General features: G+C 33.9%; 10 protein-coding genes. 5 read left to right on the top strand and 5 right to left on the bottom strand.

The window, feature by feature from the left end; all coding sequences use genetic code 11:
• Positions 1 to 188: 188 nt before the first annotated feature.
• Positions 189 to 440: a hypothetical protein gene (locus tag AXG55_RS05835; RefSeq protein ID WP_148697191.1), complete on the top strand. Its 252-nt coding sequence runs from the start codon at positions 189 to 191 to the stop codon at positions 438 to 440.
• Between the two features lie 76 nt (positions 441 to 516).
• Positions 517 to 1,494 (top strand): oxygen-dependent tRNA uridine(34) hydroxylase TrhO, encoded by a 978-nt coding sequence (gene trhO / locus AXG55_RS05830; RefSeq protein WP_148697190.1) that lies wholly within the window; start codon positions 517 to 519, stop codon positions 1,492 to 1,494.
• Between the two features lie 67 nt (positions 1,495 to 1,561).
• Here trhO and AXG55_RS05825 read toward each other — a convergent pair whose 3' ends face one another.
• The 3 genes from AXG55_RS05825 to rsgA all read right to left on the bottom strand — a co-directional run bounded on the left by AXG55_RS05825 (position 1,562) and on the right by rsgA (position 6,120).
• The gene (locus tag AXG55_RS05825) at positions 1,562 to 3,181 is read right to left on the bottom strand and encodes a peptide ABC transporter substrate-binding protein (protein WP_148697189.1); all 1,620 of its coding nucleotides are present in this window, start codon (positions 3,179 to 3,181) and stop codon (positions 1,562 to 1,564) included.
• Between the two features lie 140 nt (positions 3,182 to 3,321).
• A complete protein-coding gene (locus tag AXG55_RS05820; protein WP_148697188.1) occupies positions 3,322 to 4,797 on the bottom strand; it encodes an NAD(P)-binding protein in 1,476 nt (491 codons plus the stop codon).
• A 12-nt stretch (positions 4,798 to 4,809) separates the two neighbouring features.
• Positions 4,810 to 6,120 (bottom strand): ribosome small subunit-dependent GTPase A, encoded by a 1,311-nt coding sequence (rsgA, locus tag AXG55_RS05815; RefSeq protein ID WP_148697187.1) that lies wholly within the window; start codon positions 6,118 to 6,120, stop codon positions 4,810 to 4,812.
• Positions 6,121 to 6,210: 90 nt separating this feature from the next.
• On the opposite strand from rsgA, the gene AXG55_RS05810 reads away from it, so the two are divergent.
• The 3 genes from AXG55_RS05810 to AXG55_RS05800 all read left to right on the top strand — a co-directional run bounded on the left by AXG55_RS05810 (position 6,211) and on the right by AXG55_RS05800 (position 12,048).
• Positions 6,211 to 9,066, top strand: coding sequence for an endonuclease MutS2 (locus tag AXG55_RS05810; protein ID WP_148697186.1), 2,856 nt, complete (start codon positions 6,211 to 6,213; stop codon positions 9,064 to 9,066).
• Between the two features lie 98 nt (positions 9,067 to 9,164).
• On the top strand, positions 9,165 to 9,401 hold the full coding sequence (gene infA, locus AXG55_RS05805; protein WP_148697185.1) for a translation initiation factor IF-1: 237 nt from the start codon (positions 9,165 to 9,167) through the stop codon (positions 9,399 to 9,401).
• A gap of 256 nt (positions 9,402 to 9,657) precedes the next feature.
• Positions 9,658 to 12,048, top strand: a complete 2,391-nt coding sequence (locus tag AXG55_RS05800; protein WP_148697184.1) for a glycoside hydrolase family 18 protein — start codon at positions 9,658 to 9,660, stop codon at positions 12,046 to 12,048.
• Between the two features lie 51 nt (positions 12,049 to 12,099).
• Here AXG55_RS05800 and AXG55_RS05795 read toward each other — a convergent pair whose 3' ends face one another.
• Together AXG55_RS05795 and AXG55_RS05790 are read right to left on the bottom strand one after the other, a co-directional pair.
• On the bottom strand, positions 12,100 to 12,900 hold the full coding sequence (locus AXG55_RS05795) for a substrate-binding periplasmic protein (protein ID WP_148697183.1): 801 nt from the start codon (positions 12,898 to 12,900) through the stop codon (positions 12,100 to 12,102).
• Positions 12,901 to 12,946: 46 nt separating this feature from the next.
• Positions 12,947 to 13,426, bottom strand: a complete 480-nt coding sequence (locus tag AXG55_RS05790; protein WP_148697182.1) for a hypothetical protein — start codon at positions 13,424 to 13,426, stop codon at positions 12,947 to 12,949.
• Positions 13,427 to 13,576: the final 150 nt, after the last annotated feature.

The raw sequence follows: 13,576 nt of genomic DNA, 5'->3' as shown, positions 1-13,576 counted from the left end.
TTAAATTTTAGTTATTTCATACCTAGGACTTCCTTTGCCAAAATCCAATAAAATAATTATTTTTAATGGGCAGGCAGCAAGGAAGTCTTCTTTTTATTATAAAACAATTTTATAACTTGAGTCTCAATGTTCCTTGAGTTATGAGGAACTTTTGATTTCTTGTTCGATCTTCTTTAGGAGAAAAACCAATGGTATTCACATCTTCCGCTGTTACACTTGAATGGAACCGCAATAATCTGATTTTAAAGAGAGGAGCGAGTCAAATTCTTATCAATGCCGAAAACGTACAAAGCCTTCGCACTCAAGAGAATGAAGAAACTTTTGTTCAATTTTTCCGCACGACTGCTCTACAAAATAGAGAAGCGCGTCGCGTTTTTCTTTCCTGGGAACGCAAAGATACAGAACTTCTTACTAAAATTTACAAAGAAATGATGTCCTAAAACACATTTCTTTGTAAACCCAAACACTAAAAAACAAATAAGCCAAACAATTTCAACACTTTACAAGGTGAAATTTATGCAACAACAAACACCCTCTCCCGATCTTCCTTTTGTCAATATTGCTTATTACAAATTTGTGAATATTATAGATCCTCAAGCGCTGCGCGAAGTTCTCCTCAATTTATGCAATAGTTTAAATATCAAAGGAACTATTATTTTAGCTGAAGAAGGAATTAATTCTTGCCTTGTGGGCTCACCTGAAGGCATTGATTCCTATATTGAATTTATGCACAACCACGAATATTTTTCCGATGTAGAATTTAAAAAAAGTTATAGCGATCACATTCCATTTCGCCGCATGATTATCAAGGTGAAACAAGAAATCATTCCTATGGGCATGGAATCTATTAAACCAGCTCATTTTACAGGAAAATATGTTGATGCCCTAGAACTCAAAAAATGGCTGGATGAAGGCGAGGAACTCGTTATTCTTGATACCCGCAATGACTACGAAGTAGAATTGGGAACATTTCGTAACGCCATCGATCCCAAACTCAAAAAATTCCGTGATTTTCCTGAATGGATAAGAGACAATTTCAAAGAATATAAATCGAAGAAAGTTGTTACTTTTTGCACAGGAGGCATTCGCTGCGAAAAAGCCACTGCTTTCATGCGCCAAGAAGGCTTTGAAGAAGTGTACCAAATTCAAGGTGGCATTTTAAAGTACTTTGAAGAAACACTTAAAGAAGCACCAAATGAAGACAATCATTACGACGGCGACTGTTTTGTTTTTGATTATCGTGTTGCAGTCGATAAACAATTAAATGAATCAAAATATGAAATTTGTTACTCGTGCTGGACTCCTTTAAAACAAGATGATTTAAAAAGTCCCATGTATAAAGCGGATCATCATTGTCCTCATTGCTATGATAAATTTCATGAACGTGAGGCTCGTCGTAAAAACACCATGCTTGAAAACAATATGAGAGCATTAAAAGTACGCCAAGAAAGAGCAAAGCAAGTTCGCGAAAAATGGGAGAAAGGACTCCTTTAAATCTACTTTTTGCCTAATTAAAAACCCGAGAAAATCTTCGGGTTTTTAATTTTCTTTTGTTTCTTTATCAATCAATAGCTTTTCTATCTGAAATATAAACTCCTGCAAGAACAAATTTATCCATATTATTTTTCTTTAGTCCCAACACATATGGTTTAATTAAATATGAAGAGACATAGCTATAAATTGTTGCCACAGGGGCATCTTTTAAAATAATTTGCGATGCTTTTTCAAATAAAGATTTTCGTTTTGCCAAATCCATTTCCTGCAATGCTTTATTCACAATGGCATCATATTCTGGATTTCTATATTTAGCATCATTTGAGAGATCATTGCTACGGTAAGGGTTTAGGAAGTCACTGGCATCGTTAATATTAGCAACATTGCCCATTCTCAAAACTTCGAATTGTCCTTTACTGCGTTTATCGAGCATGGTTTTCCACTCTTCATTTTCCGTAATTACATTAATTCCTAAATTTGTTTTCCACATTGAGGCTACCGCTGTGGCAATTTTGCGATGTGCTTCGCTGGTATTATACAAAATATGTAATGTTAATGGCTTACTCTCTGAATATCCTGCCTCTTGATATAACTTTCTGGCTTCTTCTAACTGTTTTGCACGGGGCCAATTATGCCAATAAACCTTACTTTGGGTGTAATTTTTTAAGCCATAAGGAACTGGGTCATACAGAGGTTTTTGCCCCATCCCCAATACAGAATTCGCAACAGCGTCACGATCAATTGCGATGCTTAATGCTTGACGTAAATTAGAATTATTAAAGGGTGGTTTTTCATTATTAAAAACATAATTATAGCAAGCTAAATAAGGTTGATTGACAAGTTCAGCACCATATTTATGTTTAATTTGTTTATATTGATTTACTGGAATTGTCGAAGTTAAATCTAATTGACCTGTTTCATACAAGGTAAATTCCGAATTCTGATCGACAACAGAATAAAAGTTTGCTTTTTCAAGATATGTTTCTTTATTATTCCAATAATTTGAATTGCGTTCAACAGTAACTTTATCGCCTACTTTTCTATACGTTAACTTAAATGCGCCATTAGAAACTAAATTTCCAACTTGCGTAAAAGAATCCTGAAATTTTTCAACATTTTTTTCTTGCACAGGAAAGGTATTTGTTACTGTTAAATTTTCAAAAAATGACGCTGTCGGTTGCGTCAAAACAAATTCGAGTGTTTGGTTATTAAGAGCTTTCACACCAAGAGTATTTGGTACTTTTTTTCCGTCAACAATTTCTTTTGCATTCACAACAAATTCAAGAAGAGAGGATTGCTCCGATGCTATTTTAGGATCAACTAAACGGCGCAGGGAATAAACAAAATCATTTGCTGTAATTGGAGAACCGTCAGACCATTTTAAATTTTTTCTCAATTGAAAGGTATATATTTTTCCATCGGCACTAATTTTCCAACTTTCTGCTGAGGCGGGAACTATTTTTCCCTCTTGATTGGCTTGAATAAGTCCTTCAAAAATTTGTCTTACTATGGTCGTACAAGTCGACTCATTGCATTTTTGTGGATCGAGGGATTTTGGCTCTTCTCCAATGCCAATATTTAACATTTGTACTTTGGCAAGCTTCGCATTTGCAGGAAGCGCATGTGAATATTGCGTTGCTAAAACTGTAGCAAAACCCAATGAAATGATTTTAGAATAATAATTCATACTACCCCCGCAAATTAATCATAACTTGAAACACTTGACAGGAATAGTATCAAAGTTATCTGTGGTAGGCTATATGAATTTTTTATTAAAAAACTGCTTATCTAGTTTATATTTTATTAAATAATTTAATAAAAATTCTATTAAGAATTGAGCTGCATAGCAACATCATGAACACTACTCACCACCATTTTCCAAGGTTCTGATGCAAAACCTGGAAAACTATCTCCGCAACAATAAAGACCTTCAATACCCATTTTTGTTTCTTTAACTTCAATTTGTGGCGACATGTCACAAGGAATTGTAAAAGCAACGGGAAGTAAAACAATGCGCTCTAATAATTTATTTTGCGGAATACGAGCTCCCTTTTTAAATTCCTCGGCAAACTCGGATTTTAAAACACGTGCTGCTGCACGCCGTAACCTGGAAATAGCTTCACGGACAGAAGGCGCCTGCAAAGACTCCTCATACTCTAATTTTGTCGAAAATAAAATGCGGCCATCATGGGTCACAAAACCCTGTGCTCTTTCAACAGGAAACACAAGTCTGTCACCCGACCCGCTTTGTTCAGGCCATTGCTCCGATTTAACCGATAAAAAATCTGAAATTTCAGATATCACTAAAGAAACAGGACGAACCTTGGAAACAAATCGTGATTGACTGGGCGAAAAATTTTCTTTGGGTAACAACCCTAAACATTTTACAAGGGGTATTGCCAAAATTAATTTTGAACACTTTAATATTTTATTTAAAGGCTGAATTTCATCAGATAAAAGCAATTGAAATTTTGTTACTTTATTATAATGAACACGTACCACCTCGCATAAAGTGCGAATGATCACGCCACGATGTCTTAAAATCTTTTCTATAGCAAATTCAAGCCCTTTTTTTCGAAAGAATGAAGGGGGAATTGTATTTTTATGATTTGAAAAAAAATCATATAATGCTTTGCATACATATTGAAATGTTGCTTTTTCCCATTGAGGCCCCACTAGGGACGTGAGTATAGGAGCAAAAGTTTCTTTAGTGCCTTTGCCACATTCATTCCAAAAAGTAGATTTCTCAAAAATAGTAAAATCTTTTGCTTGTGAGTTATTATCCTCATTTAAATGGTTGGAATTGTAAAAATCAAATACTAACGATTTAAATAATTCCGAATCTTTTTTGGTAAAGATTTCGCTTGACCCCGAAAATAAATCGACTTCAGAGACAAATTCTTTTTTTACAATGTAACATTTGTTTATTTTATTAAAATCAAGGGAATTGTCTTGAATTAAAATCTCTTCAATTTGGTTTTTTTCATCTTCAGTTAAATGAGATTCAACGTGCCTATAAAGTGCTTCCAAAGTACCTGCTTCCATAGATTCAAATCCTGGACCACTTAAATAAAGATTTTTAAAAGCATTTTCATTTATTTCCTGACTAATTTCTTCAGAATTTTTACCTGTAAATTTAAAAGTGGAAGAGAAAAAAAAGCGCCCTCCCAATTGCGGCTGCTTTTCAATTAAATGAATTCCCCGCTCCCTTTTCTTAGGATCACGGGATAACCTTAAAGCAAGTAATAATCCAGAAATACCACCACCAACAATCACAAATTCAGGATTTGTTAAAATATCCATTTAGAATTCCTTTTAAGACTTTAAATCTTGATTTAAAAGAGATTCTTCTTTTGCTAATTCTTCATCACGCTTTTGTTCGCGGGCTTTTAAATCGGCAATCATTGTGGCATCGGTGGAATCTCCTTCGCCTTCTCTAAAGCTTAAGCCTTTTAATATGCCAAGGTAACTGCGATAACGTTCTGGCGATATTTTTTCCTCAGAGACGGCCTGTTTAATTCCGCATTGAGGTTCGTGATCATGAGCACACTCACGGTATTTGCATTTAAAAGGACGAAATTCGGGGAAACAATAACTTAATGAAATGGGATCGTAATTACTAATATGAAAAGAACGAATACCTGGGGTATCAATAGCATAAGCACCAATATCTAATTGCAACAAACTATTGTACGTTGTTGTATGACGGCCTTTGTAAAAAATATCAGGATTTTCGTCTACTATTTGCTCAAACTCAGGTTTCATTAAATTTAAAATACTGCTTTTACCAACGCCCGAATGTCCGGCGAAACCCACTAATTTCCCTTTAAATAATTTTCTTAAATGCTTCACACTTTCAGGGTTTTTCTTAGGTTTTAAAGCACATAATTCAACAACATCATAGCCAATATTACGATAGATTTCTACACGGCGCTTATAAATTTCAACAAATTCTTTACTTGCTAGTTTTTCGTTACTTAATAAATCGACTTTATTTAAAATAATAACAACAGGAATTTTTTCCATTTCTGCTTGCACTAAAAAACGATCAATAAGTCCCCAGCGCACTTCAGGATGCAAAACAGACGCCACAATTGCAACAAGATCGATATTTGCTAACATCACATGCTCCCAGTCAGGACGCATGGGGTCTTTTCTTGAAATTTTGCTTGTTCTGGCAAAGGAGTGTTGCACAACTCCACGAGGTAAATCGGTATCAACCGGCTGTCCCTCATCGTCAAATTGCAATTCCGCACTTGGCTCGAATAAAACACGATCACCCACAACAACAAAGTTACGCTCGCGGTGAGCTCTTTGAAAATGTCTTTTTGCAACAGAACAAAGCCAAAGATTTTCCGTTTCCGGCATCCCTTTTTCATTTTCCTCAGCAATAAAAACATTTCTTTTTTGCACTTCAATCACACGACCGCGACGCATGCCTTTTGTGTAAAGATCTTCAATGGTGGCTTGTATTTCTGATTTCGATTGATGCGCATTGGGAGCATCAATTATCCAGTCATCAACCACACGGCCACGAACAGATCTTTTTTCTTTTTTTATTTTCTCAATTTTTTTTAAATTGTCACGCTTGTCATCATGTGCGACAAAGTTTTTGATGCGAGCCAAGTGTTTACTCCTATTGATGTTTGCCCACAATACGTTTATACATCATCCCGCTAGGCTTGGAAACCAACCGTTCACAGGTGCACAGATCTTATGGAACATCAAAACAACGTTGACAATACCTCTTCCACTTTTCTTCGTCAGGATGCCCTGACACGCCTAGAATGGAATAAAATAACCCAATATCTTGCAGGATTTGCAACATTTCCTCACTCAAAAAAAACATTTTCGGAATTAGAACCTTGGTTGGAATTAGAAGATAGAAATTTTTTCTTTACAGCCACTTCGGAAATGCTCGATTTAAATACAGAAACTAATGGCATTTCGCTAGAATCTTTCGATTTCACTCTGTTTCAGAATTTCTTACAAAGAGGAGCTCTGCTATCTCCTCAAGCACTGTATCAAATTTTAATTACACTCAAACTTTGTCACTCTATTCAATCTTTTTTTAAATATGAAAAATCTCGAGCGACAAAGTATCCCAATCTTTTTAATCTCTCAAATGATTTAAAACCACATATGGAGCTCCATGCTAAATTAAATAAAAGCGTGGATATGGATGGAAATATTTTATCGAGTGCTTCTCCCGAACTGCATTCCGCACGCAGCCGCTTAGAACACGCCAAACGTAAAATAGTCGAACAACTAGATGAAATTCTTAAAAAACAAGACATTCGAAACGCTCTGCAAGATGACGTCTGGATGCTGCGTGACGGTCATTATGTGCTTCCCATAAGAGCCGATCGCAAATCAGGAATTGAAGGCATTCCTCGGGGAGTCAGTCAAAGCGGTTCCACCGTTTTCATTGAACCCCAAGCACTTGCCATGCAACAAGCTCAATTAGAAAAAGCACAAAATGATGTTGAAGTAGAAGAACAACGTATTTTGCGTGAACTCTCTAAAGATTGTTACCTTGTTCACGAAGACATCCTTTCTTCATCTGAAATTTTAACACAATTCGATAATATTATTGCCCGCACTAAGTTTGCAGGCGTGATTCACGGCATAAAACCGGAATTTTTAAAACCTCGTGATTTAAACCCTCGATTTAGTCTAATCAATGCAAAACATCCTTTATTTCTTCTTGAGAATAAAAAATGTATTGCCAACGATCTGCATCTTGCTCCCAAAAGTCAAGGCGAAACATCTCCTTACGTCTGGGTTTTAAGTGGACCCAACGCAGGCGGTAAAACAGTTGCCATGAAAACAGTAGGCATTATAGCTCTTATGGCCAAGGCAGGACTTTTTGTTTCCTGCGATAAAGCTGAAATTCAGGATTATGAGAATATTTTTGTAGAATTGGGCGATAGACAAAATAGAGAAGAAGATCTCTCGACGTTTTCTGGACATCTTGCTCAAATTAAAAGAATATCGGAACAAGCCAATGAATTGAGCCTGATTTTATTAGATGAAGGATTTGTCGGAACCGATCCCGCCATTGGCGTGGCCATGGCGCGCTCCACATTAGAGTATTTTTCAGTAAAAAAAGCAACTGTCATCATAACAACGCACTTTTCAAATTTGAAAACGTTAGCAGACAATGACTCGCGTTTTTTTAATGGTAGCATGGAATTTGAACCACATAAATTATTGCCAACATATAAGCTTTTAAATGGAATTCCTGGACAAAGCTACGCAATTGAGCTCGCAGAACGCATGGGGCTTAATAATAATATTATACAAAAAGCACGAACATATTACGGTTCTGAATCAGAAAGAATGGAAAACCTTCTAAAAGAACTGCAATTGAAACGTATCGAAATAAACGAAGAATTAACGAAACAAAATTTATTAACCCAAAAATTAGACTCTGAATTCAAATCATTAAAAAATGAAAAAGAACAATTATCTGAATTAAGAGGTGATTTGGTTGAAAATTATCGCAATAAATTACAAAAACGACTTAATGCATTTGAAAATAGATTAGAAATTCGTGAAAGACAATTTGAAAAACAAAAAGAAACTCTGTTAAGAGAAATTCATGAAATTTCTCATAAAGAAACAATTGAAAACAATTTGGAAATTTCTCAGGCACAACAAAATAATTTGAGTGAAAAAAATCAAAATAAATTAGCTCCTGCTCAAAAAAAAGAAATAATAAACACAGCAAAACCACAAAAACTTTCTGGGTTTGAAGCTTTATCAGGAATTAAACTTCCGAAAACCACATCAGCTAAAAGTTCTCCTAATTATCAATCCCTGGATGAAAAAGCGGAAAGATTTAGAGCACCTAAAAACATGTCAAGCCGCTCTTTATTAGATGAAGCAAGAATGAGTTTACAATCTTTAAAAAATTCTTTTGATGACATTGAAGAGCAGTTGCATGATGATTTAGACACTCTCCAAGAAATTGAAAAATCGACCAAAGAAAAAGTACGCTCCGCGCAACAAACAGCAAAAGAAGCACAATCACAGGGACGCTCTCCTGAGTTCTGGAAACCAGGTATGAGTGCGAAATCCACTAAATTAAAAGAAAAAGGAGTTGTCTTAAAAACAGCTGATTCCAAAGGAAATATTGAGTGTCAATTTGGAATTTTGAAAATTAAAATTCCCTATCACGAATTGATTCCGGGAAATGAAACCTTGCCAAAACAAAATAGTTCCTCACCTCAAAAATCATCTTTAAATGTAAAACCTTTAACAAAAAATTTCAAAAAATATCATAATCTTCAAGACAGTGAAATTCCACCAACGTTACAACATGGTGGAAATACCATACAATTATTAGGTTGCACTGTAGATGAGTCTTTAGATAAACTTGATATCGAATTAGACAAAATGCATCGAATGGATGTTGACAGAGTGGTTATCATTCATGGTCACGGCATGGGTAAAATAAAAGAATCTGTAAGGAGACATCTTGAAGATTCCTCGTATAAATTAAGATTTCGCGGCGGTCGGCATGGCGAAGGTGGAGATGGTGTTACCATTGTTGAATTTGATGAATAGCAAAAATATTATTTTTATTAAAACTCCTTGATTTTAATATTCTATATATGAAATACTGTTCAATGTAGCAACAAAAAAAATTAAATAGGAGGTTCAATATGAGCCGCTCTGATTTGTTAAGCGTAGAAGGCATTGTGACTAATGTTTTTGCAGGAGGAAAGTATGCCGTGAGTTTGCATACCGGACAGACGATTTCAGCTAAAATTTCCGGCCGCATGCGCAAATATCAAATAAGTGTCATTATTGGAGATAGAGTGACTGTAGGTTTGTCACCTTATGATGTGAGTCATGGACTGATTATTTCTCGAGAAAAATTAAATTCAAAAGGAAAATAAATAAATTTTAGTCAAAAAAACTATTTTTATGTTCAAAAATAATTTTCTTCCCAAATAAAAAAATCAACAAAAATAAAAATATAGAAAATATTATTTTAATTGTAATCAAATCTTAATTTAATAAAATTGACAATATAAATTTTAAAATTTAATTTCACAGCGCAAAGGGTTCTCTTTACGAATTCTTTTCATATCTTTTTTTATTCAAAGCATTGTGCTTTGATACTTAATATTTATATAATCAAAAAGGAATAAAATGTTTAAAAAAACATCGTTAAATTCTATTGCTTTAATTTCTCTATTGAATCCTTTTTCTTTAGCATATGCAATTCAAGTCACACAAAATCAATCGGGGCAATTACCAATTGATTATAATACCAACCCTAATGAACCCCAAAAACCTAGCAAATATCTAGGCAATCGTCCCGCTGCAAGTTTACAATGGAATTATAAAGGACCTTGGTGGCCTGAAAGTGTTATACCTCCGCCCCTTTCACCAAGAAATTATGGCGTGATATTAAAAGATAAAAAAGAACCACTCAACTTCAATGGATACAATGCAAACCTAGAAAAAAACATACCATTTTCACATAAAAGTAACAAAATTATCGGCCTTTATTTAACTGAATGGGCTTATTGGGAAAGAGCTTTTCCCGCCGAATTTACACCTGCAAAAAATGTGACTCATGTTTTTTATAGCTTTTTAGCTCTATGCGATTACGAAAGAAAGAATGCCACAGAAAATAATGGACTTATTGCAAATGAAAATAAATATGGCGCTGCCATATTAAAAGCCATGTGTGGACAGGGAATGTTTCCAGGAAAAACAGGAACAAATTATGATCAAAACGTGTTTGATAAGTATAACTGGGAAGATCAAGACGTAGGTGCAAATGAAAATAATAAAAATCAGCCCAAAAAAGATTTTGAAATCACAAAGTATGACCCCCAAGCTTCTTATTTTATGCTAAAAGCAATGGAAAAAATGAAGACGGTTAATCCTAATTTAAAAGCCATGGTTTCTATTGGGGGCTGGACCTTAAGTTCACCTTTTCATAAAATGGTTGCTTCTCCAGAAGGAAGAACAGCTTTTATCAATTCTGTCATTCAATTTTTACAAGACAATCCCTTTGTTGATGGCATAGACATCGATTGGGAATTCCCAGGTGGAGGTGGTGCTGTAACAAAACTTGCTAATGAAGGTTACCTTGTTGAAAAGTCCCGCTATACCTCACTCATTAAGGAATTAAGAATTGCTTTAGATAATAAGTTTACAGGAATATTTAAAAAACAGCTTTCAGCAGCCGTTAGCGCTTCTCCCTCAAAATTAGCGTCTATTGATTTTAATAATCTTAAAGATGATTTCGATTTTATCAATATTATGAGTTATGATCTTTATGGCGCTTTCAGTCGTTACCCTAACCACCAAGCAGCTCTTCATGCCAAACCTATTGCTTCCGTTTACGGAACCTCAGAATCTGAAAATCAAATAAAAGATGAAGCAGGGAATCCAATCACTGTGAGCTCACAAATACAAACAAATAAACAAAATTTTAAATCTTATAGTGCAGAAGGAGCCATAAAAACCATTCTTGAGAATAATCCCGAATTTCCTTCTCAAAAATTAGTCTTAGGAGCTGCTGCTTATAGCCGCGGTTGGCATACAATTCAAGTTAAGGCAGAGCACGATAAATTATTTTGGCATGGTGTTGCTGCTGGAAAAGATGGCTCTCTCGGTGTCAGTGGCACTTTTGAAAATGGTGTTTCCGATTTTAGAGAAATTTTTGATAAACACATGACAGAAGGAAATACACAAAATCTTTATTATGATAAACAAGCAGAAGCTGCTTATATTTGGAAACCCAAAAATACAAATGAAAATATCATTTCTGCTTCTGTGGAATCCTTTGACTCCCCTCAATCGGTAATTGCAAAAGCAAAATTTGTAAAAGACTATAATTTAGGTGAATTATTTGCATGGGACGCCTCAACAGATAATGGTTTAATTTTAAATGCAATGAATGCAGGATTGTGCAATAAAAAAGCAGATGGTACATATTATTCCTTTGAACAAAAATATGCTGGTATTATTCACACCAACATAAATGAAGATAAATCTATTACTGAAACAATTTCAACTTCACCTAAAGATACTATATACAAATTTGATGGTTCGGAATTTTGTTCCGTTAATGAATCATATAAAGTTACAACTCCAAAACAAAATCAAAGTAAAATAACAAATCCTATCGTTGAACCCCAACCTGAAGTTATTACAAATCCTATCGTTGAACCTCAACCTGTAGTTGTTACAATTCCTATCGTTGAACCCCAACCTGTAGTTGTTACGAATGTCGAAAGCAATGAAAAAACATCTGTTACCTTTATTAATAAGAGCCATGTTTATATTTTGCCTTATACACAGCAGGGTGTTTGGGGAACTCTCATAGCCGGTAATCAAAGTGAAACTTATGCACACGATGATACTCGACTCTTTAATAAAGCTGGCAATTGGGGTTATAAAGAAGGTTTTGAAGTTCCTTTAAATATCTTCGTAAATAATACTGAATTTAAAGAATGTGGCGTTGTCAAATTAAAAGGTACAATTAAAGTCGTGTATGAAAACAGTATTTGCACCATTCAATGAGTTATATTTATAAAAATAATTTTAAAGTATTAGATAAATTTGACCTCTAGTCTAATACTTTTTAACAACTTTTTTAATAGCTTCATTAAGTTTATTGATTGTTTCTATACCGACATTTTTAGAACACATGATATATCTAAATTCACCAGGAGGCTGATCTTTAAATTCTTTTATTGCTAAACCTGATTTTAATTTATTATCATTTTGAATTAAAAATTCTGCTTCATTTCTACCTGACAACATATAATCTGCTTTTTTATTTAAAATATCTGAAAACATGGAATTAATATCACTAGAGGTATAAACAACACCAATTGCTTTGGGATTCTGATTATCCATAGGTTTTATTTGTTTATATTTAAATAACATTTGATCAAGATACTCTCCTTGACTAAAGCCTATTTTCGCTAAATACTTCAAATCAGATTTTATAAACACATCATCTGTCACTTTCAAATTATTAAATCTTTCATCGCCTTTTCTATAAACAAAAATTGTTTTTTTATCGTGAAAAATAGGACTTGTAAAATAGGAAAATTCTTCTCTATCCTTATTTTTATAGACTGATAATGCGCATATTTTTGTATCATTTTTTTTTATTTTTAAAACTGTTCTTGGAAATGGTACCATTTCATATTGATAAGGAATTTTTGCTGTTTTAAATATTTTTTCAACAATATGAAATACAACTCCGTCTGATATTGTATTATTTCCTTTAACAAGAATAAAATAGGGGGGGCGCTCAAAAAAATCTAGAATGATTGCATCTGTTGGCGATGCTTTTAAAGTATTATTAATAAACAAAAAATTAAAAAATAAAACTAATTTTATACCTATTAACATCAATTTCATTTTACTTCTTTCTTAATAAAAATTTCAATCTTTCATTAAATCATATTTATTCAGAAAATTTTGAAATTCTACTTGTCTTAATTTTTTCCAACAATTGCCTTGCTTTCAATTCTAATGTATATTTTTTTCTCAATTGGAAGAGCCATTTATCTGCTAATGATTTTGCTTTTGATTCTAATTTGTCAAAATCACAAATAATTTCACAGGAAAATTTTTCTTCTAAATAGTTCCAAGACTCAACACCCATAGCCTCTAATCTGTCACTTGAAATTCCAATTTGTTTTAAATTTAACTTTGAAACTTTACATTCGGCAATCATAAATAAAGTTGCTTTTATTTTATTGTTATTTTTTTCGGGAATAATACCAAGACAGGATAATTCATAATGCCATGTATCGTTCATTTCATCAGATATTGTTGCATAAGTCAGCAGCCATGGAAATTGCTGCTCAGGCAATCCGCGCAAGGGATCTCCTGTAGAAGATTTTTCGACATCTTCATATCGGCTGTTGTGCCAAAATGCCATAATATCCCCCTTTTTTCATAAGTACATTTTATGTTTATTTATAAATGCTTATAAAAAAATACTATCGTATTTTGCCCTTTCCATGGTGGTTTAAATAATTTTTTCAAAAAATTCTTGACATGGCGTACACCTATTATATGTGAAAGCGTG

The organism is Silvanigrella aquatica, from assembly GCF_001907975.1.
In the GTDB taxonomy this organism is placed as follows: Bacteria; Bdellovibrionota_B; Oligoflexia; order Silvanigrellales; family Silvanigrellaceae; genus Silvanigrella; species Silvanigrella aquatica.
Note: the sequence above shows the minus strand (reverse complement) of the source record. Positions and strands in the feature narration are given on the sequence as shown.

Excerpts from the sequence above, each read along its gene's own strand:
- AXG55_RS05835 (WP_148697191.1), top strand. The coding sequence starts at position 189 with ATGGTATTCACATCTTCCGCTGTTACACTTGAATGGAACCGCAATAAT.
- trhO (WP_148697190.1), top strand. The coding sequence starts at position 517 with ATGCAACAACAAACACCCTCTCCCGATCTTCCTTTTGTCAATATTGCT.
- AXG55_RS05825 (WP_148697189.1), bottom strand. The coding sequence starts at position 3,181 with ATGAATTATTATTCTAAAATCATTTCATTGGGTTTTGCTACAGTTTTA.
- AXG55_RS05820 (WP_148697188.1), bottom strand. The coding sequence starts at position 4,797 with ATGGATATTTTAACAAATCCTGAATTTGTGATTGTTGGTGGTGGTATT.
- AXG55_RS05810 (WP_148697186.1), top strand. The coding sequence starts at position 6,211 with ATGGAACATCAAAACAACGTTGACAATACCTCTTCCACTTTTCTTCGT.
- infA (WP_148697185.1), top strand. The coding sequence starts at position 9,165 with ATGAGCCGCTCTGATTTGTTAAGCGTAGAAGGCATTGTGACTAATGTT.
- AXG55_RS05800 (WP_148697184.1), top strand. The coding sequence starts at position 9,658 with ATGTTTAAAAAAACATCGTTAAATTCTATTGCTTTAATTTCTCTATTG.
- AXG55_RS05795 (WP_148697183.1), bottom strand. The coding sequence starts at position 12,900 with ATGAAATTGATGTTAATAGGTATAAAATTAGTTTTATTTTTTAATTTT.
- AXG55_RS05790 (WP_148697182.1), bottom strand. The coding sequence starts at position 13,426 with ATGGCATTTTGGCACAACAGCCGATATGAAGATGTCGAAAAATCTTCT.